The 20,633-nt window shown below is 65.9% G+C and carries 14 protein-coding genes and 1 pseudogene; 8 read left to right on the top strand and 7 right to left on the bottom strand.

The window, feature by feature from the left end:
• Nucleotides 1–430: 430 nt before the first annotated feature.
• From SMD10_RS19225 to SMD10_RS19195, 7 genes and pseudogenes are all read left to right on the top strand, one after another.
• Nucleotides 431–940: pseudogene (locus tag SMD10_RS19225) on the top strand (tyrosine-type recombinase/integrase); the annotation flags it as partial.
• 690 nt (nt 941–1,630) lie between these two features.
• Nucleotides 1,631–3,055: an ABC transporter substrate-binding protein gene (locus SMD10_RS19220; protein WP_331687351.1), complete on the top strand. Its 1,425-nt coding sequence runs from the start codon at nt 1,631–1,633 to the stop codon at nt 3,053–3,055.
• Nucleotides 3,056–3,110: 55 nt separating this feature from the next.
• Nucleotides 3,111–4,076: an ABC transporter permease gene (locus SMD10_RS19215; protein WP_331687350.1), complete on the top strand. Its 966-nt coding sequence runs from the start codon at nt 3,111–3,113 to the stop codon at nt 4,074–4,076.
• Nucleotides 4,073–4,921 carry an ABC transporter permease gene (locus SMD10_RS19210; RefSeq protein ID WP_331687349.1) on the top strand — a complete coding sequence of 283 codons (849 nt, stop codon included), beginning with the start codon at nt 4,073–4,075 and terminating at the stop codon, nt 4,919–4,921. The genes SMD10_RS19215 and SMD10_RS19210 overlap by 4 nt, the downstream gene beginning before the upstream one ends.
• Nucleotides 4,918–5,901: an ABC transporter ATP-binding protein gene (locus tag SMD10_RS19205; RefSeq protein ID WP_331687348.1), complete on the top strand. Its 984-nt coding sequence runs from the start codon at nt 4,918–4,920 to the stop codon at nt 5,899–5,901. The genes SMD10_RS19210 and SMD10_RS19205 overlap by 4 nt, the downstream gene beginning before the upstream one ends.
• Entirely contained in the window at nt 5,898–6,935 is a 1,038-nt protein-coding gene (locus SMD10_RS19200; RefSeq protein ID WP_331687347.1) for an ABC transporter ATP-binding protein, read from the top strand. The genes SMD10_RS19205 and SMD10_RS19200 overlap by 4 nt, the downstream gene beginning before the upstream one ends.
• A complete protein-coding gene (locus tag SMD10_RS19195) occupies nt 6,877–7,572 on the top strand; it encodes an AroM family protein (RefSeq protein WP_331687346.1) in 696 nt (231 codons plus the stop codon). Before SMD10_RS19200 ends, SMD10_RS19195 begins: the two co-directional genes overlap by 59 nt.
• A 139-nt stretch (nt 7,573–7,711) precedes the next feature.
• Here the strand turns inward: SMD10_RS19195 and SMD10_RS19190 are convergent, their stop codons facing one another.
• Nucleotides 7,712–8,530, bottom strand: coding sequence for an IclR family transcriptional regulator (locus SMD10_RS19190; protein WP_331687345.1), 819 nt, complete (start codon nt 8,528–8,530; stop codon nt 7,712–7,714).
• Nucleotides 8,531–8,722: 192 nt separating this feature from the next.
• On the opposite strand from SMD10_RS19190, the gene SMD10_RS19185 reads away from it, so the two are divergent.
• Nucleotides 8,723–11,053, top strand: a complete 2,331-nt coding sequence (locus tag SMD10_RS19185) for a molybdopterin-dependent oxidoreductase (protein ID WP_331687344.1) — start codon at nt 8,723–8,725, stop codon at nt 11,051–11,053.
• A 63-nt stretch (nt 11,054–11,116) separates the two neighbouring features.
• Here the strand turns inward: SMD10_RS19185 and SMD10_RS19180 are convergent, their stop codons facing one another.
• Genes SMD10_RS19180 through SMD10_RS19155 form a run of 6 tightly spaced genes read right to left on the bottom strand, consistent with a single transcriptional unit; the run spans nt 11,117 to nt 20,545 of the window.
• The gene (locus SMD10_RS19180) at nt 11,117–11,941 is read right to left on the bottom strand and encodes a sulfurtransferase (RefSeq protein ID WP_331687343.1); all 825 of its coding nucleotides are present in this window, start codon (nt 11,939–11,941) and stop codon (nt 11,117–11,119) included.
• Nucleotides 11,938–13,581, bottom strand: a complete 1,644-nt coding sequence (locus tag SMD10_RS19175; protein WP_331687342.1) for a hydantoinase B/oxoprolinase family protein — start codon at nt 13,579–13,581, stop codon at nt 11,938–11,940. The genes SMD10_RS19180 and SMD10_RS19175 overlap by 4 nt, the downstream gene beginning before the upstream one ends.
• The gene (locus SMD10_RS19170) at nt 13,574–15,610 is read right to left on the bottom strand and encodes a hydantoinase/oxoprolinase family protein (RefSeq protein WP_331687341.1); all 2,037 of its coding nucleotides are present in this window, start codon (nt 15,608–15,610) and stop codon (nt 13,574–13,576) included. The genes SMD10_RS19175 and SMD10_RS19170 overlap by 8 nt, the downstream gene beginning before the upstream one ends.
• Before the next feature lie 5 nt (nt 15,611–15,615).
• The gene (locus tag SMD10_RS19165) at nt 15,616–16,611 is read right to left on the bottom strand and encodes a 1-aminocyclopropane-1-carboxylate deaminase/D-cysteine desulfhydrase (protein ID WP_331687340.1); all 996 of its coding nucleotides are present in this window, start codon (nt 16,609–16,611) and stop codon (nt 15,616–15,618) included.
• A 44-nt stretch (nt 16,612–16,655) separates the two neighbouring features.
• Nucleotides 16,656–18,443: a hydantoinase B/oxoprolinase family protein gene (locus tag SMD10_RS19160; RefSeq protein ID WP_331687339.1), complete on the bottom strand. Its 1,788-nt coding sequence runs from the start codon at nt 18,441–18,443 to the stop codon at nt 16,656–16,658.
• Nucleotides 18,440–20,545, bottom strand: coding sequence for a hydantoinase/oxoprolinase family protein (locus SMD10_RS19155; RefSeq protein ID WP_331687338.1), 2,106 nt, complete (start codon nt 20,543–20,545; stop codon nt 18,440–18,442). The genes SMD10_RS19160 and SMD10_RS19155 overlap by 4 nt, the downstream gene beginning before the upstream one ends.
• Nucleotides 20,546–20,633 lie beyond the last annotated feature (88 nt).

Genomic DNA, 20,633 nt, shown 5'->3' with positions numbered 1-20,633 from the left:
TCCTGACCCCATCATGCGGCGGCTATACGCCGACCGCGAAGAGAAGCGCGTGACCCGCGGGGCGAAATGATCCAGAAATGCCGAAAGGAGCAGCTTGACCTCAACGACCCCAATCAGAGAAGACTCTCAGAGCTAGGCCCTCATCCGATTCCATTCAACCAACAAATGCCACTTCAAATTCCCAAATGCGATTCCCCTGTTCGGAGTCTATCGCCCTGAAGCGATGGGCTCTGACGATGCGTGCGACGGTATGCAATTTTCTCCGGTCGGCGGATTTCCTCCTTACCGTCAGGCCAAGAACCGTAGCGCTAGGCGCAAGATCAGCATAATGCGCTGATATAAATGGTTATTCGTTTCGATTGACGGTATCGGATTTGACGGCAATTTGGGGGTCGAAAAGGCGTTTTCGATCGTCAACGAGGCCGTCTCCATGCTTACCGATATGACCATCAAGAGGCTGAAACCAAAGGATAAATTGTACAAGGTGGCCGATCGTGACGGTATGTATGCTTCCGTCGCCACGACCGGCCAAATCACGTTCCGGTACGATTGCCGTCTGAACGGCCGCTGGGAGACGCTGACGATCGGCCGCTATGGTTGCTGACGGCGTCACGCTCGCTGAAGCGCGCGAGCGCTGCCTAGCCGCCCGCAAGTTGGTGGCGGAGGGACTTCCCCCGCCCACGAGAAGCAGCGCGACAAGCGGCGCAAGGCCATGGCGCGTAGCTTCGGCGCGGTCAGCGCCTTATGGATGAAGGAAGCGCGCATGGCGGAAAGCACCCGCTCGATGCGCAAGGCAATCCTCGACCGGGATATTCTTCCGGCATGGAAGAACCGCCTTCTGACCGAGGTGACGCCGGACGATCTGCGGCAGCTCTGCACCAAGGTGAAGGAGCGCGGCGCGCCGGCGACCGCCGTCCACGTCCGGGATATCGTGAAGCAATCGGGGGAAAGTCGCTGGAAAGCGAGGCGCACCTTTGGCCCTTGATTCAGGCGAGGAGACCCTGAGTGGTCGACCGATGTTGATCTCGGATAGGAGAGCAAGTTCGACCTTGGCGTAATGAGCGGTCATCGAGGGTGAACGATGCCATATCAGGGCGCCGACGTCTGCGAGACCGAAGTTGCGCCGTGATCGCCGAAAGCCGTAGCGCGTATGCGCCGCGGTGTGGGCTCGCAACGTCGGCTCTGTCGGTGCCCGTCGCGCTGCAATCCGGGCCAAGAGGCATCGCCGATGCGAGGTTGGTGATTAACACCCGCGGACGGTACGTGCGGCCTGCCGTGCTTGAAATACGCGATGATCACGTCTCCCGCTGCGCCACCCCTTTCTTGTGATGCACAGGATTTGTGCAGATCGGGAATCGCCTAGAAAACGTCTTGACGTGCATAATAGCGTAACATAGGCTGCATATGCAGAACGAAGTTGCGCAATAAGCAACGGGATGGCGCGATTATGGAAGTTAAATCTACCATCTCTCGGCGGGGCCTTCTCGTCGGCAGCCTCGGTTCAGCATTGGCAGCAAGCTTACCGATTTCGGTCTTCGCACAGAGCAAGGGGGGTGGCACCGTTACGCTGCTGACGGCCCTAGCGCCGACCTACCTTACCTCCGCAATAACCACCGGCGGCGTCGAATCGATGATCACGGCAAAGCTCTCCGACGGCCTCTTGACCTACGATTTCGATCTGAATCCAAGGCCTGGATTGGCTGAGAGCTGGGAGGTTCGCGACGACGGACTGCGCGTGACCTTCAAGCTGCGCGAGGGCGTCAAATGGCACGACGGAGAGGCATTCACCTCCAAGGATGTCGCCTTCTCCATGATGCAGGCCTGGAAGGTGCACCATGGTCGCGGTCGCAGCACGTTTGCCGCTGTCACTGATGTGGAGACGCCTGATCCGAGCACCGCGGTCTTCGTGCTCGATCGCCCGGCGCCGGCCGCGATGAAGGCACTCGCGGCAATGGAATCGACGATTATTCCAGCCCATGTCTATGAAGGCACGGACATCCTAAACAATCCGGCCAATCTCGCCCCGGTGGGGACCGGGCCCTACCGTTTCGTCTCCTACGCCCCGGGCGAATACGTCATCCTCGAAAAGAACCCGGACTACTGGGACCCGGACCTGCCCAGGCTGGATCAGTTCGTCGTGCGTTTCATCGCGGACGCGGCAACGCGCACCGCCATGATCGAAGCCGGCGAGGCTCAGATGGTCGGATATAGCTGGCTGCCGGCGCCCGATCTCAACCGCTTGGCCGCCGATCCTGGTTTCGCTATCGAGACGCGGGGCTATGAATATGTTTCCGGTTTGAATCACATCGAGTTCAACCTCGACAATCCATACCTCTCCGATCCCTTGGTGCGCCAAGCGATCGCCCATGCGGTGGATCGGGACTGGATCTTGAAAAACATCTGGTACGGGCGCGGGGTCGTCGCGACCGGCCCCATCCATTATCGCCAGGTCGAGGCCTATACGAGCGACGGCGTGCCGTCCTATCCGCTGGACCTCAAGAAGGCGGAAGCCCTGTTGGACCAGGCCGGCTATCCGCGCGGGTCCGACGGGACGCGCTTCTCGCTGACCATCGATCCCGCGCCCAACGGCGAGGAGAACTTCCACATCAGCGAGTTTCTCAAGGAATCGCTGCGCCAGATCGGCATCGCCCTGACGATCCGCAATCAGGACTTCGGCACCTTCGTCAAGCGGGTCTACACAGACCGCGACTTCGACATGAACACCAACACTGTCAACTGCTCGGCCGATCCGACGATCGGCGTGCAGCGCTTCTATTGGTCCAAGAATTTCAAGCCCGGCGTCGCGTTCTCCAACTGTACCCACTATGCCAATCCCAAGGTCGACGCGCTCTTGGAGGCGGCCCAAGTCGAGAATGATGCCGACAAGCGCAAGGACGAATGGAAGGAATTCCAGCAGCGGGTGATGGCCGACCTGCCCGCCGTGCCGCTTTGCTGCGTCGACTTCGCCACGCTCGCGGCGAGCGCCGTCAAGGATCACACGCTCGGCGCCACCGGGATCTATTCGGACCAGGCAGAGACTTGGCTGGATTCTTGAGCCTGTCATCGGCAAAGGATGCCTGCGCGCGGCGCGGCGCGGCGCCCGGCACGGTATGACCGCCTATGTCGGCCGACGCTTGGCTCAGGCGTGTGTCGTGATGGTGGTGGTGATCGTCTTCAATTTCGTGCTGCTGCACATGGTGCCGGGCGATCTCGTCGACGTTCTGGCGGGCCAAGCGAACATGGATGCCGACCAGATGCAGGTGTTGCGCGAGCGCTACGGGCTCGATCAGCCGGTCATCGTCCAGTTCGGCACCTATCTGTTCAACCTGGCACACTTCGATCTCTGCTACTCGCCCGTTCTCGCGGCGCCCGTGAGCACGATCATCCTGGAGCGTCTTCCCGTTACCGGTCTTCTCGTTGGGCTGTCGGTGCTTCTGTCGCTTTTCGTCGGCAGCCTGGTCGGCGTGACAGCGGCACGCCTGCGCGGGACAGTGTTCGATACGGCGATCTCGGTGTTGGTTCTGCTGTTTTACGCGACGCCGATGTTTCTGGCCGGGCTACTGTTGATCCTGATCTTTTCGGTGAAGCTGCATCTGTTGCCGATCGCCGGCTTCGCCACGCCCGGAGCGGGCTCTGGTGTTTGGTCGTTGACGCTCGACGTGGCGCGTCATCTGATCATGCCCGTTGCATCACTGTCCCTCTTCTATGTCGCGCTCTATGCGCGTCTGGGCCGTGCCTCGATGATCGAGGCGCTGGGTCAGGACTATGTGCGGACGGCGCGGGCGAAAGGGCTGACGCGGCGGCGCACGGTCTATGTCCATGCCTTGCGCAACGCGCTGCTGCCGCTTGTGACGATGGCCGGACTTCAAGTGAGCGCCATGCTCGGCGGGGCCGTGCTGATCGAGTCCGTCTTCAGCCTGCCTGGTCTTGGACGCACCGCACTCGATGCGGTTCTGCAACGGGACGTCAACCTGCTTCTCGGCGTGCTTCTCGTCGCCTCGGCGGTGGTCGTCGCGATCAATCTCATTGTCGATCTGCTTTATGTTGTGCTCGACCCGCGGATCGAACTGGCATGATGGGCCGCTTTGGTCGGGCCGGCTCGCTGCTGCTGCGCCACCCCAAGGGGGGGCTCGGCCTGCTCATCGTGCTTCTCGTCGTCCTGATGGCGGCACTTGCGCCGCTGCTCTATCCCGACGGTCCCTGGCGGATCGCCGGCTCGCCCTTCATGTGGCCGGGCGCCGACCCGGCCTTTCCTCTGGGCACCGATTCCATGGGGCGCGACGTCGCCGCGGGCCTTTGCTACGGCGCCCAGGTCTCCCTCCTCACCAGTCTGGCCGCCGCCGCGGTCTCTCTCGTCCTCGGTACCGTCATCGGCGCCCTGGCCGGGTTCTACGGCGGCTGGCTGGACGTCGTCCTGATGCGGCTCACCGATGCCGTTCAGACGATGCCGGGCTTCCTCTTCGCCGTGGTGCTCGTCGGCCTGTTCGGCTCGTCGCTCACAACCATCGTGGCGGCCATCGCGTTGCCGGCATGGCCGACCATCGCCCGGTTGGTGCGCGCCGAGTTCCTGCGTTTGCGAAGCGCCGATTTCGTTCATGCTGCTCGCATTCTCGGCATGTCGAACCTCAGGCTGATCGCGACGCAGATCCTGCCCAATTGCCTGACGCCGATCATCGTCTCAACGTCGGTTCTGGTCGCCAGCGCCATCATCGTCGAGGCGGGTCTTTCCTTTCTGGGTCTTGGCGATTCTAATCTGATGAGCTGGGGCAACATGATCGGAGCAGGGCGCTCCTCGCTGCGCACGGCCTGGTATCTGGTAGCGCTGCCCGGAGGCATGGTCGTGCTGACCGTACTCGGCCTCAATATCTTCGGCGACAGCCTGAACGATATGCTGAATCCCCGATTGAGGGCGCGCCGATGAACGGCCCCGTCTTGAGTGTTCGCGACCTGTCGATCCATCTCAGGGACGGCACTGCCCTGGTGCAAGCGCTGAGCTTCGACTTGGCCGCCGGCGAAACGCTGGCGCTGGTGGGCGAGTCGGGATGCGGAAAGTCGGTCTCGGCTTTGGCCGTCATGGGCCTGCTGCCGCCCGAGCTCAATTTTGGGTCCGGATCGAGCATCCGCTTCGAGAATCGCGAGCTTGTCGGTGCGCCCGAAGCTCGGTTGCGCGACCTGCGCGGCAATCGCATGGCGATGGTGTTCCAGGACGCGTTGACAGCCCTCAACCCGGTGATGACGATCGGGGTCCAGATTACGGAAATGCTGCTCACTCATCGCGGGCTGACATGGCGGCAGGCGAACGCACGAGCCCTGGATCTCCTGAAGCGCGTGCACATTCCCGATCCCGAGGCGCGGCTGAGCGACTATCCGCACCGCCTGTCCGGCGGCATGCGCCAGCGCGTCATGATCGCGATGGCGCTCGCGTGCGACCCCATTCTGTTGGTGGCCGACGAGCCGACGACCGCGCTCGACGTCACCGTTCAAGCCCAGATTCTAGACCTTCTGCGGGAGATCCAGACTGACATGGGATTGGCGATGATCCTGATCACGCACGATCTTGGTGTGGTTGGAGGATATGCCGATCGCGCCATCGTCATGTATTCCGGCACGGCGGTGGAAGGCGGGCGGTCGAGCGCGATTCTGTCGGCGCCGCGGCACCGCTACACGGCGGGCCTGATCGAGGCGCGCCCGCATGGCCATTTCTGGAGCCATCGTCACCGGCTCGCCGATATCGATGGCGTCGTCCCGGCCCCGCGTAATCGACCACCGGGATGCGCCTTTCAGGCGCGCTGCTCCGCCTGTCTGCCGGAGTGTGGAGCGGAGGCTCCGCCTCCCCATACCGATCCGTCCGGCCACTGGGCGTCCTGCTTCAACCCGGTCCCAGAGTTGGTAGAGGCGTGAGCAGTCTTCTCGAGATCGACGACCTCAAGGTCTACCACGCAACGCCGCGCGGTCTGTTGCGGGCCGTGGATGGCGTATCGTTGCGCATCGGCGAAGGCGAAATCCTCGGCTTGGTGGGCGAATCCGGCTGCGGCAAGTCGACCCTGGCGCGATGCGTCGTCGGCCTGACCAATCCCACGGCTGGCTCGCTGGCGGTTGATGGCCGCAGCGATCATGCGGCGATGAATCGGCCGGCACGAGCGCGAACGATCCAGATGATCTTCCAAGACCCGGTCAGCTCTTTGAATCCGCGCCATTGCGTCGGCGACGTGCTGGATTTGGCATTCCGAATGCGCGGCCTGACCGGGCGCTCCGAACGGCAGGCCCGGATCGATGCTCTGATCCGCCGTGTCGGCCTGACGCCCGATCATCTCGCCCGGTTTCCGCACGAGATGTCGGGCGGCCAATGCCAGCGGGTGGGCATCGCCCGGGCTCTGGCGATGGAGCCGCGCCTCATCGTCTGCGACGAACCGGTCTCGGCCCTCGACGTCTCGGTCCAGGCGCAGGTGCTCAACCTCTTCCTGGACCTGCAGAATTCTCTGGGGTTGAGCTATCTGTTCATCTCCCACGATCTTTCGGTCGTGCGCTACGTCTCGACCCATATCGCGGTGATGTATCTGGGCCGGATCGTCGAGGTGGGGCCGGCCGAAGCCGTGTGGCACGGTCACCGTCATCCCTACACGCGTGCCCTGATGAGTTCGGCACCGACGGTCGACATCAGCGGTGAGCGCCTGATGCTCAGCGGCGACGTGCCTAGTCCCGTCAGTCCGCCGAGCGGATGCGCCTTTCGCACGCGTTGTCCCTTCGCCGAGGAGATTTGCGCATCCAAGACGCCGCTGCTCGCGCCCGTCGCATCCGGTCATCTTGCGGCGTGTCATTTCGCCGACCGCCTGTTTGCTCGTTCCACCTCAACCCATCACGGAAAGGAAGATCGCCATGCGCCGCAAGCGTCTCGGCGTGGTGCTGATCGGCCAGAGCCCGCGGCACGATATTGAACGGCAGCTTCGCACGGTACTCGGCACCGATATCGAGATCGAACTGCGCGGTGCCCTGGACGGGCTCGACGAGGCGGGATTGGCGGCCGCCGCGCCTCAGAGCAAGGCCGATACGCTGATCGCCTTCCTGCCGGAGGAGCAGCGCGGTGTGATCGAGGAAACGGCGGGCCGCAAGGTTTCGAAACGCGCCATCGAGGACCGGGCCGAGGCGGTTATTGCCAGTCTCAAGCGCGACGGTATGCCGGTCGCCATGCTGTTCTGCGCCGGCGACTTTCCCCACATCGAGCGCAAGGGCCTGTTCGTCGTGCCATCCGCCGTGCTTTCGGGGGTGGTGGATTCGGTCTTCGGCACCGGCCGGCTCGGCGTCTTCATGCCGTTGGCCGACCAGCGCGATCATTTCATCGGACGATGGACGAAGGAGGGGCGGAGCGTCGTTGGCGTACCACTTCTTCCCAGCGCGGATCCTGCAGCGATCGACGCAGCGGCGCGGGAAATGGCCGCGCTCGACCCGGATTTCATCGTCATGGACTGCCTTGGATATGACGAGGCGATCAAGCTGCGGGTGCAGGCCATCGTCTCGGTGCCGATCCTGCTGGCCTTCAACACCGTGGCGCGCGTTGTCGACGAGCTGGCTTGAAGCGTCCTTGGCCGGCGCAACCATCGCGCCCTGTCCGGCCGAGCCGATGACCGGGCCTGGCCGCTGTGCTGCCCGACTTCGGCACCGAGGTCGATGGCGAGGCTCTGTCCCAAGCCATGGACCGGATGGGGCGCCCGCCTCAGCGTCCGACGTAACCCATCCGGCGCGACAGCTCTTCGGCATAGCGCGCCGTCGACATTGCGAGCTTGACCTGCTGGCGCGGATCGAAGCGATGCTTGGGCGCAGCCACCGTCAGGGCACCGACAACTTGGCCGCGGACGTCGCGGACAGGGGCGGCGACACCGCAGGATTCGATCTCGTATTCCTGATCGTTGAAGGCGATCCCGCGCGAGCGGATATCCTCGAGCTCCGCCTCGAGCTCGTCCCCGAGCTTTGTGAAGGGCGTGTATCTCGGCAGCGGTTGCAACATGGCTGCATGCTTGGCCGCGGGCAGGAACGCCATGAAGATCTTGCCGGCTGCGGAGGCATGCGTTGGCATTGCCGTGCCCGGACGGGCATAGTGGGTCACGGCATGTTCGCCGACCGCCTGCTCGATCATGATCGTGTCGCGGCCGTTCCACACCGCGATGTAGATGCTTTCGCCGGTCTCGTCGGCCAGCGCCTGCAGGGCGGGGCGCGCCGCGTTGACGACGTCGAGATCGGCGATCAACGGGCCCGCCAGGGCGATCAGTTCGAACCCCAGGCTGAAGCGGCCGTCGTTTTCGCCACGCTCCAGGAAGCCGTGGGTGACCAGCGTCGCCAGAAGCCGGGAGACCGTGCTCTTGTGAAGCCCGACCCGCCGCGCGATCTCGTTGACGCCGATGCTTTTGCGCGAGGCGCCGATGACCTTCAGGATGGTGATGGCGTGGGCGACGGCCCCGACTTCCGGCTTCTCTCTGGACTCGCGCTGGGTCGGTTTACGCTTGATGGCCTCCTCGGCCGTCGCTGCGTTGGTCACGTCCTGCTCCACCTGTGGGTCCCTTGTCGTTCATCGGCGAAGAGAAGCCCTCGAGCCGTCCCTCTCAACGCCACAATTGGCACGTTCAGCTACCGGCAGGCTATAAGACGATGTTGCTTAATGCGCAACAGACGCTGCCGAATGAGCCGTCGAACAACCCACGAGAACCATAATGAAGACGAGGATGGCACGATGCCGCCGACGCGAATTCTGACTGCCTCCCATTGGGGCGTCTATCATGCCCTTGTTGAGGACGGCCGCATGGTCGGCGTCGAACCATTCGAGAAGGACCAGGATCCTTCGCCGATCATCCACGCCATGCCGCAGGCGCTGACGGCGCCGTCGCGCGTGCTGGCGCCGGCGGTGCGCGAAGGCTGGCTGCGCGATGGGGCGGGCAGCGATCGGTCGGGGCGCGGCCGCGAGCGTTTCGTGACGGTCTCCTGGAAGACTGCGCTCGACCTGGTCGCCGGCGAGATCGCACGGGTTCGCGAGGACTACGGCAACGAAAGCCTCTATGGCGGTTCCTACGGCTGGAGCAGCGCCGGCCGCTTCCACCACGCCAAGAGCCAGGTGGGGCGCTTTCTCAACGCTTGCGGTGGCGCCACGAAATCGCGCGACACCTATAGCGTCGGCGCCGGCTCGGTGATCCTGCCGCACGTGCTGGGGTCCGACCGACCGATCTGGGGACCGGTGACGGGCTGGGACGTTCTGGCGGCCAATGCCGAGCTCATCGTCTGCTTCGGCGGGCTGCCGCTCAAGAACGCGCAGATCGAGGCCGGCGGCGTTGGCAATCACAAGGTCAGGGGCTTTCTCGAGCGGATGGCGGCGCGCGGGGGAGCCTTCGTGCTCGTCAGCCCGATGCAGGACGACCTGCCGGCGTTCACGCAGGCCCACTGGATCCGTCCGATGCCCAACACCGACGTCGCGCTGATGCTTGGCCTCGCCCACGTTCTCTACCGCGAAGGGCTCTACGACGCCGACTTCGTCGCGCGGTACACGGTCGGCTTTGAAGCCTTTCTCACCTATCTGCTGGGCACTCGCGACGGGATCGCCAAGACGCCGGAGTGGGCGGCGGCCATCTGCGCGATCGAGGCCGAGGAGATCGTGGCGCTCGCCCGTCGCATGGCGCGCCATCGCACCTTCATCAATTTGAGCCTGTCGGTGCAGCGCTGCGATCATGGCGAGCAGACCTACTGGATGGGCGCGGTGCTGGCCGCCATGCTGGGACAGATCGGCCTGCCGGGCGGGGGCATCGGCTATGGCTATGCCGCGGTCCACGGGACGGGCAATCCGGTGCCGCGCTTTCGCCCGCCGACACTGCCGCTCGGCGTCGATCCGCTCGGCCGCTTCATTCCGGTGGCGCGGGTTGCCGACATGCTCGACCATCCGGGGGCGACGATCGACTATGACGGCCAGCGCATCACCTATCCCGACGTCCGGCTGATCTACTGGTGCGGCGGCAATCCGCTGCATCACCACCAGGATCTCAACCACTTTCTGAAAGCCCTGCGCAAGCCGGAAACCATCGTGGTGCACGAACCCTGGTGGACGCCTTTTGCCCGCTTCGCCGACATCGTCCTACCGGCGACGACCACCGCCGAGCGCGACGACATCATGTCTTCGCGTGCCGATGGCACGATCCTGGCAATGAAGCAGGCGGTGCCGCCGGTGGCCGGGGCGCGCAACGACCACACGATCTTTACCGGCATCGCCAGGCGCATCGGCAAGGCGGAGGCGGAGGCCTTCACGGAAGGGCGCAGCGAGGCCGAGTGGCTGCGGCACATCTACGAAATCTCCCGCGAGCAGTCCGCGGCGATGGGCGTCGACTTGCCGGAATTCGATGCGTTCTGGGAAGCGGGGCTGGTCGAGTTGCCGGAACGCACGGAGCCGTTCGAGATGTATGCCGACTTCCGCGCCGATCTGTCCGGCCACCCGCTCGGCACACCCTCTGGCAGGATCGAGATCTTTTCCGAACGGATCGCGAGCTTCGGCTACGACGATTGCATCGGCCATCCCGCCTGGTTCGAGCCCTGGGAATGGCACCGCGCGCCGCTGGCGCAGGTTTACCCCTTGCATCTCGTCTCCAACCAACCGGCCGCGCGCCTGCATAGCCAACTCGATATGGGGCCGGTCAGTCAGGCGACGAAGATCAAGGGGCGCGAGCCGGTCTATCTCAACCCTCAGGATGCGGCGACCCGCGGCATCGCCGACGGCGACGTCGTGCGGCTCTTCAACGACCGCGGCGCGACGCTCGCCGGCGCTCGCCTCAGCGACAGGCTGCGGCCGGGCGTGGTGCTGATGGCGACCGGCGCCTGGTACGACCCCGAGGACCCGGCGCGCGACGGCTCGATGGACAAGACCGGCAATCCCAACGTTCTGACCCTCGACAAGGGCACCTCGAAGCTGGCCCAGGCGACAGCCGCTCAGACGGCGCTGGTCGAGGTGGAGAAATGGGCGGGACCGCTGCCGCCGGTGACGGCCTACGATCCCCCTGTGCTGATCGACGAGGGCGAACTGGAATAGGGGAGGGCGGGTCTTGGCCGGTCCGCATGCGGCCAGCCATGTCCCGGATGGAAGATCCGGACGTCAGGCCGCCGGACCCGCCGCCAGCGGCAGGTCGGACCGCCAAGCCCATTCGTGCCAGGAGCCGACGAAGATGCGCACGTCGTCGAAACCCGCTTCGCGCAGCGCCACATAGGCGGTCGCGGCCCGCGCGCCGCGGTGGCAATAGGTGACGACCGGCCGCTGCGGCGACAGGCCGGCCGTCGCGAACAGGCGGCGCAGGTCCGCTGCCGGCCTGTAGCGGCCGGCGTCGAGCAGATCTTCGTAGAAGAGGAACTTTGCGCCGGGAATCCGTCCTGCCCGCGCGCAGCAGTCATGGGCGAACGTGCCCTGGAACTCGGTCGGCCGCCGCACGTCGAGGACGTCGACCTCGGGGCCGGCCGTCGCAACGTCGTCGATCGAGGCGATCAGCTCGCGACGCATGGGCTCGACCGGCGGATGATAGGGGCTGGAGACGATTTCGGCCTGGGCACCGTCGCCCGGTGTCAGCGCGCCGCCGGCCGCCGTCCAGGCGTCGAGCCCTCCGTCGAGCACCAGCCCGCCGTCGTGTCCCGTGTAGTCCAGGAACCAGAGGCCGCGCGGCGAGACCATGCCGGTCTGCTCTTCGAAGAAGACAACCGTCCTGGCGTCGGTCGCGCCGATCGCCGCGAAGGCAGCGGCGATCGCGCGTTCAAGCTCGGCAAAACCCGCGCCGTCGCTCTGCGGAATGAAATAGTCGTAGACGTTCAGATTGACGGCGCCGGGGATGGTGCCGGTGCGCCAGGCCTGGTCGCCGCGCACATCGACGAGCAGCAGCCCGGCCTGGCCGAGCCGGTCGCGCAGGCTCGACGCATCGATCAGCCGGCTCATCGAGCGTCCTCCGCGCGCGGCGCCAAGCCGTTTTCGGCATCGGCCCGGGCCGCGGAAGGATCGCGCATGGTCGAATCGCCCCAGCCGCCGCCGCCGGCCGTTTCGACCACCAGCATGGTGCCCTTGGCCAGAGACACCGTCGCTTTGCCCGGCAGGATCGTGATGCCATCGTCGCCAACGGCGGTCACGCGCGCGCCGCGCGCCGGGCGGCCGCCCTCGGCACCCCACGGTTCGTGCCGGGTGCGATCGAGATGCAGCGTCACGGCGGCGTCCGCCTCCAGTCTGATGCCGCGGGTCAGCCCATGGCCGCCGCGAAATTGGCCCGCGCCGGCGCTGCCGTTGACAAGGCCGTAGTGAAGGACCGTCATCGGATACTCCCGCTCGATGAATTCGACGGGCGAGTTGGCAGTGTTGGTCATATTGCAGTGGATGCCGTCGGCCCCGTCGCGGCCGCTGAGCGCACCCTGGCCGCCGCCGTAGGTCTCGACATAGGAATAGGCGCGGCCCGTTGCGGGGTCGGTGCCGCCGACGATCAGCGCGTTCATGCTGCCGGTCGAGGCGGCGATCTGATGATCCGGCAACAGTTGGTCGAAGGCGCCGAGCAGCGCGTCGCACACCCGGCTGCTGGTGATCGACGTGCACAGGCCGACGGGGAAGGGCGGGTCGGCATCGACGATCGAACCCTTCGGCGTCCTGACTTCGATTGCGCGCAAAAGCCCGGCGTTGGACGGCAGGCCTGGATCGAGCATCGCTTTGACCGTGTAGAGAACGCAGCTCGTGGTGATGAAGCGCGGTGCGTTGACCGGACCGCGCACTTGGCCCGAGGTTCCTTCGAAGTCGACCATCAGATTGCTGTCTTTGACGCCCAGCCGGACGTGGATGGCGAGATCGACATCGTGTTCGCCCTCCCGCCACTCGAGGACGTCGCGAAACGTTACGCTCCTGCCGTCCAGGGCGGCGAGACGCTGCTTCAGGCGAAGAGTGGTGTTGTCGAGAAGGGCGGTCACCGCGCCGTCGAACTCAGCCTGCCCGGTGCGCAGAACCAGTTCGGCGAGGCGGCGGGCCCCGATCGTGTTGGCGGCCGCCTGCGCAAGAAGATCGCCGGCCACCATGTCCGGCGTGCGGCTGCCGAGCCGGAACAGGGCGAGGACCGTTTCGTCCAGGCTGCCGGCGCGCATCAGCAGCATCGGCGGCACACGCAGTCCCTCCTGCATGATGTCGGAAACGCCGAGGGCCAGGCTGCCGGGCGCCATGCCGCCGACATCGACCTGGTGGGCCATGTTGGCGACATAACCGAGCCGTACGCCCTCGTGGTCCACCGGTGCGATGACGACGACGTCGGGAAGATGCGAGCCCGTCAGCCAGGGATTGTTGGTGACGATCATGCTGCTGGCCGGAAGATCGGCGCCCATGTCCGCGACGACGCGTCCGACCACGCCCGACAGCAGGCCCAAATGCACCGGGATGTGCTCGGCCTGGGCGATCAGCTGGGCTTGCGCGTCGAAGACGCCACAGGAGAAATCGCGGCGGTCGCGAATGTTGACCGAATAAGCGGTGCGGATCAGGGCTGCGCCCATCTCCTCGGCCACCGCCTGCAGCCCGTGGCGCACCACCTCGGGCAGGATCGCGTCTTCAACCATCGCTGTTCATCCTGATGACGAGGCTGCCGAACCGATCGACGGTCAGGGTCTGGTCGCCGACGATGAGGGTGGTGTCCTGCTGCTCGACGACGAGCGGACCAGTCAGCACGCTGCCCGGCACGAGCCTTGTTCGGTCGTAGACGGGAACCTCGCGGACGTCGCCGTCGATCCAGAGCGGCGTGTGGGCGACGAGCGGCTCGGCGTCATTCTCGATCATCGGCAGCGGCAGGGTCGTACTGGGGGCCGGTCCGGTGCCGGCCATGCGCAGCAGCACAAGTTCCACGGGCTCGTCGCGGCGAGCGTAGCCGAAGCTTTGCCGGTGCGCAGCGTGGAAAGCCTCGATCGCCGGATCGAGCCCGTCGCGGCCGAGCGGAACGAGAATCTCGTGACCCTGGCCGCGATAGCGCAGGCCGAGAAGCGGCGAAAGCGCCACGGCCGCGCGGTCGATTCCGTCGGTGTCGGCCACCGTCAGAACCCGCTCGCCGAGCTCGGCAACCAATGCGTCAAGGTCGGACGGCGGGATGGCGTCGGCGATCTTGCCGACGACGCCCGTCTCGTCGTGGCGCCACGGCGCCAAGAGCAGGCCGATCGCGCACAGGAGCCCTGGCGAAGGCGGAATGATGACCGTCTCAATGCCGAGTTCGGCGCAGAGGTCGACGGCGTGCAGCGGGCCGGCCCCGCCGAAGGCCATCGCCGCGAAACCGCGCGGATCGAGGCCGCGCTCGACGGTGACCGTGCGCATGCCGCGGACCATCGCGGCATTGACGATACGCAGGATACCGGCCGCGGCCTCCTCGACGGAAATGCCGAGCGGCTCGGCGACATGCGTGCCGATGGCGCGGACCGCCCTGTCACGGTCGATGACGATGCCGCCGCCCAGGGCTCGGCCGGCGCGCAGGCGGCCGAGCACCACATTGGCGTCGGTCACGGTGGGGCGCTCGCCGCCCTTGCCGTAGGCGGCGGGGCCGGGACGGGCGCCCGCGCTCTCCGGGCCGACCTTTAGAAGGCCGCCGATGTCGACCTCGGCGATCGAGCCGCCGCCGGCACCGAGCGTGATGATGTCGAACATCGGCACGCGGATCGGAAAGCCCTCGATGGCGCCTTCGTAGCGCGTCAGGATCTCGCCGTCCTGGATCAGACCCACGTCGAAGCTGGTGCCGCCCATGTCAATGGTGACGACGTTGCCGAAACCGGCGGCTTCGGCGAAGGAGCGGGCTCCGATCATGCCGGCGGCCGGTCCGGACAGGCAGGTGTGGACCGCTTTGGCATTCGAGGCCGTCTCGATCGGCATGACGCCGCCGCTGGACTGCATGATGGCAGGTTCGGCAGCGACGCCGATCTCGTCCAGTCGCCGCGAGATGGCGCCGAGATAGCTCTTCAGCGGCGGCATCAGATAGGCGTTCATCACCGTCGTCGATGCCCGCTCGAACTCGCCGGGCTGGGCGAGCACGTCGCTGGAGATGGACACCTTGAGATCCGGCAGACGGCGGGTCAACAGTTCGGCGGCGCGGCGCTCATGCGCCGCATTGGCATAAGAGTGAAGAAACGTCACCGCGACGGTTTCGACGCCCTCGCGCTTCAGCTCCTCGGCGACCGCCTCCAGTGCCTCTTCGTCCAACGCGCGGCGGACAGCACCGTCCGGCCCGAGCCGTTCCGGCACTTCGAACACCAGCGAGCGCGGCACCAGAGGCGCAGGATGGCGTGCCGCCTGATCGTAGAGATGAGCGCGTGTCTGGCGGCCGATGATCAGGAGATCGCGAAACCCTTCGGTGACGAGGAGCGCCGTCCTGGCGCCCTTGCGTTCGAGAATGGCGTTGGTCGCCACCGTGGTGCCGTGCGAGAAGCCGACGAGCTCGTCCGGCATGATGCCGGCGAGACCCATGGCCATCTTCGTCGCCTCGATGACGGCAATCGCCTGCTCGCCGACCGTGGTCGGTGTCTTGACGAAGACCGAGCGGCCAGTCTCGACTTCGAACAGGCAAAGGTCGGTGAATGTCCCGCCGACGTCGCAGCCGATACGATAGGCCATGGCGCTCAGTCTTGATTGAGCGTTTCGGCGAAGGGGAAGAGCGCCGGAGAGCCGCCGGTGTGGATGAACAGGACGTCGGCGCCCGGATCGATCTTGCCCTTCTGCACGATGTCGAGAAGGCCCGCCATGCCTTTGCCGGTGTAGACCGGATCGAGAAGGATGCCTTCGTCGCGGGCGGCCCGCTTGATGGCGGCGTTGCCGGCGGCGCTCGGCACGCCATAGGCAGGGCCGACATAGTCGGTCTCCAGCCACATCTCGTCCGCCGTCCAGCTCCGGCCCGCGGCGATCAGCTTGCCACCGGCCGTCGCCATCACGGCGCAGCGTTCGGTGAAGGGCACGGCGCTGCCCGAAACGGCGATGCCGACGATCTTCGTCTGCGGCCAGTGGAGATGAACGCCGATGGCAAGTCCCGCCAGGGTGCCGCCCGATCCGACGGCTGTCGCGATCACGTCGGGCGCCTTGCGGCCCGCTGCGGCATACTGCTCCGCCATCTCCTTGACTGCCTGGGCGTAGCCGAGGGCGCCGAGCGGCGTCGCGCCACCCACTGGCATGATGTAGGCCTTTTCGCCGCGCGCCTCGGCGGCGTCGGCATGGGCCTGCATGCGCGGCGCGATCAGCTCGAAATAGGCATCGGGATCGAGAAACTCGAGTTCGGCGCCGAACAGGCGATCGAGCAGCAGATTGCCCTGAAATTCCTTGGGTTCGTGGCCGCGCAGAACCAGCACCGGCTTCATCCCGAAGCGGCGCGCCGCCGCCGCCACCATGCGGGCGTGATTCGACTGATGGCCGCCGGTGGTGATCAGCACCTTGACGCCCTGATCGATCGCGTCGGCCATCAGGAATTCGAGCTTGCGGACCTTGTTGCCGCCGCCGCCGAAGCCAGTGAAGTCGTCACGCTTGATCGAAAGGTTGATTCCGAGCGACCGGCTGAAGCTTTCCATCGGCTCGATCGGGGTAGGAAGGAAGCCGAGCGGAATGCGGCGGATGTCTTCCAGTGCCATGGGCTGAACTCCGGAGAAGAGGGCGAGAGCGATAGGGGAGTGGATCAGGCTTCGGTGCCGAGGGCGCCGCGGTCGAAGGTCCAGTCGATCGGACCCGCGGCAGCCTTGAGGGCCGCCCGCCGGCTCTCGGTCGCCGCTCCATCGACCGTTCCGGCCTTCGTCAGGACGACGCCGTAGACCTCGTCCGCCTGGGTCGGGCTCACCTTGCGGTCCCTGACGTCGGCGGCCACCGCCTCCGGCTCGCGGTCGAGCGGATCGCCATAACCGCCGCCGCCGGCTACGGCGCAGACCATGCGGTCGCCCTTGCCGAGCTTGAAGCGCTTGCGCGAGGGAACCTTGAAGACCTCGCCGTCGGTGCGCGTCACGGTCGTCTCCCAGCTCGCGCCCGGACGCCCGCCGAACAGGCCCCAGGGCTGGGTGACGAACCGGTCGCCGCGGTGCGAGATCTCGGTGGTCTCGTCGAGTATCTCGAACTCCTTGACGATTCCGGTGCCGCCGCGGAACCGGCCGGCGCCGCCGCCGTCCTGGCGCAGGAGAAGCTGGTGAATGCGAACCGGATAGTCGAGTTCCAGGGCCTCCACCGGCGTGTTCAGCATGTTGGTGGTGTCGCACTCGATATATTCGATGCCGTCCTTGGTCGGACGCGCGCCCATGCCGGCGGCGAACAGCTCGAGATAGACGTAGGCACTGCCGTCGGGGCGCCGGCCGGCCAGCGTCACGCCTTCCATGCCGCCTGAAGAGGCGCGCAGGCGCTGCGGGATCACCCGCATCAGCGATCCAAAGGCGGTGTCGACCGCCCTGAGAACCGTCATGGTGCGCGAGTTGAGCGCCGCCGGATGCTCGGGATTGAGCAGCGTTCCCTTGGGAACGTGGACGGTGAGAGGACGATAGCAGCCCTCGTTGTTGGGCACGTCCTCGCCATAGATGCAGTGGGCGACATAGTAGCAGCAGGAGATCGGACCGGAGACGGCGCTGTTGGAGGCGCCGCGCAGCTGCGGATCGGTGCCGGAGAAGTCGAAGGTCATGTTCGATCCTGCGACCGTCACCGTGCACTGGATCTTGCGCTTGACGTCGAGGTCGATGCCGTCGTTGTCCAGGTAGTCGACGAAGTCGTAGACGCCGTCCGGGATCTCCTCGATCTTGGCGCGGGCCTGGCGCTCGGCGCGATCGTTGAGCTCGTCGATATAGGCGAGGAGCGTGTCGATGCCATATTCGGCGACCGTTTCGAGGAAGCGCCGGCGCCCGACGTCGCCAGCCGCCAGTTCGGCGCGGAAGTCGCCCATCGTGTGGTCGGGCATGCGGATGTTCTTGAGGATGATGCCGAGCACCTCCTTGTTCCACCGACCCCGATGGATCAGCCGGCACGGCGGCAGGACCAGTCCCTCCTGGAAGATCTCGGTGGAATCGGGCGGCAGGCTGCCGAGCGTCATGCCGCCGAAATCCTGCTGGTGGGCGATGACCGCCGACAACGCGATGGTGCGCCCTTCCCAGACGATGGGCACGATCATCGCCACGTCCGGAATGTGCGTGCCGCCCTCGTAGGGGTCGTTGAAGCAATAGGCGTCGCCGTCCTCCATCCCGTCGGCCGGATAGTCCTCGAGTACCCGGGCGACGGAGGAGTTGAGGATGCCGAGATTGGCGGGCAGGGCGTTGGCGTGGGCGATCAGGCCGCCCTTGGCGTCGAAGATGGCGACGCCGCAGTCGCCGCCCTCCTTGATGATGTTGGAAAAGGCGCTGCGGATCATCGCGGCCTGCATTTCGTCGGCGATGATCTCCATGCGGTTGCGCAGCACTTCCAGCGTGATCGGATCGAAGCTCTTGGTCCGGGTCACAGCGCGGGCTCCTCGGTCAGGTCGCGAATCAAGGGAGCCGGTTTCGGCGGCAGGTTCTCGACGGTCATGATGATGCTGCCGCTGGCGTCGACGCGGCAGGAAAAGCCGGGATAGACGACGATCGTCGTATCCAGCTGATCGATGATGGCAGGACCTTCCAGGGCCACGCCGAGCGGCGCGCGGGCGCGATCGTAGACCGGCGTCTCGACCCCTCGCGGATATTCGGGGAAGAAGCGGGCGGTGCGCGAGCCCTTCTTTGCCTCGCCCCAGCTCTTGGTGTCAGCGGCGCTGGGCAGCCCGGGCTTCGGCATCGGATGCCAGTGGACGGTGCGCAAGCTCACCAGCTCGACCGGGGCGGCTTCATCGGCCTGGCCGTAAACCTCGCGATGGCGTTCATGGAAACCGGCCACGAGCCTGTCGATGGCGTCGGCGTCGATGTCGCCGTCGAGGGTGATGTTCAACTCGAAGGACTGGCCAACATAGCGCAGATCCGCCGATCGAGTCACTCTGGCCTCGTCTCTGGAGATCCGCTCGTCGGCGAGCTGGGCGTATCCGCGTTCGTCCAGTTCGCCGTAGGCCGTGGCGAGTTCGTCGACGCTGATCGCCGCTGCCTTGCGGTTGAAGGCGACGGCGTTGTCGTGCTCGATGTTGGCGACGAGCAGACCCAATGCCGCCAGCACGCCGGGGGTCGGCGGCACCACGACGGTGCCGATGGCGAGGGCCTTGGCGACGAGGCCGCCATGCACCGCGCCGCCGCCGCCAAGCACGACCAGCGCAAAGTCGCGCGGATCGTAGCCCCGGCACACGGTCCACAGACGGATTTCGTTGGCCATGTTGGCGTTCGCGATGGCGTGGATCGCCCAGGCGGCTTCTTCTGTGGAGAGGCCGAGTTCGGCTCCGAGATCGCCGACGGCCCTGTGGGCGGCGGCTCTATCGATCCTGACCTTGCCGCTGCCGAAGTTGGAGGGATCGAGCCAACCGAGAACCAGGCTCGCGTCCGTCACCGTCGGCTCCGTACCGCCCTGGCCATAGGCCGCGGGACCCGGCTGGGCACCGGCGCTTTGCGGGCCGACGTGCAGGCCACGCTCCGAATCGAGCCAGGCGATTGATCCGCCGCCCGCGCCGATCGCGTTGCAGTCGATCATCGGCAAGCGGATCGGATAGTTGACGATGCGTCCATCGGTGGTGGTGACGATCCGGCCGTCGCGCACCACGGCGATGTCGGCCGAGGTGCCGCCGACGTCGAGGCTGATGATGTTTTTGAAGCCGGCGGCTTGGGCCACGTGGTGGGCGCCGCGCACACCGGCCGCCGGCCCGGAAACGAGGGTCCGCGCCGGGGCCTCGAGAATGCGGCGGTGGCTGGAAATGCCGCCGCGCGACTGCATGATCTCCAGCTCGACATCGAGCCCGGCCTCGCTCAGGCCGGCGCTCAGCTGTTCGACATGGCGTCGCATCACCGGCTTCAGATAGGCGTCGAGCGCGGTGACGCAGAGACGCTCATACTCACGGAAGACGGGATCGACGTCGGAGGAGATCGACACGGCGACGTGCGGATAATCCTCGAGGATGATGTCGCGGATGCGCCGCTCGTGCGAAGGATCGAGGAAGGCGAACAGGCAGCAGACCGCGATCGCCTCGATCTTTTCGTTCACCACCAGATCGCGGACCGCCGCCCGCACGTGCGCCTCGTCGAGCGGCACCAGCGTCTCGCCCCGGGAGCCGATCCGCTCGCGGACGCCGCGCCGTCGACGCCGGGGTGCGATGAAGATCGGCGTCTCGGCGTCGATGAACAGGTCGTAGAGAACCGAACGCTTCTGCCGGCCGATTTCCAGCACATCCTCGAAGCCGGCGGTCATCAGAATGCCGGTCGGCGCGCCGCGATGCTCGATGACGGCATTGGTGCCGACCGTCGTGCCGAGAGTGAAGCGGCGGATTTGGCTCGGACTCGCGCCGGCTTTGTCGAGCACGGTGCGGATCGCGTCGACGATACCGGCCGTATAGTCGTCTGGCCGAGAGACCACCTTGGAGACGGTCAGGTCTCCAGCATCGTCGCAAAGGACGATGTCCGTGAAGGTGCCGCCTACGTCGACGCCAATGATCATGGAAGAGTCTCTCCATTGTTGCGCATAGAGCAACATAGTTGCATAAAGAAGGCTACAGGGAAGTTCGTTCGGCTGTCAAGCGCGCCTG

This window comes from Consotaella aegiceratis, from assembly GCF_036541425.1.
In the GTDB taxonomy this organism is placed as follows: Bacteria; Pseudomonadota; Alphaproteobacteria; order Rhizobiales; family Rhizobiaceae; genus Consotaella; species Consotaella aegiceratis.
The sequence above is the reverse complement of the archived record's forward strand: the minus strand, read 5'-3'. Positions and strand labels throughout refer to the sequence as shown.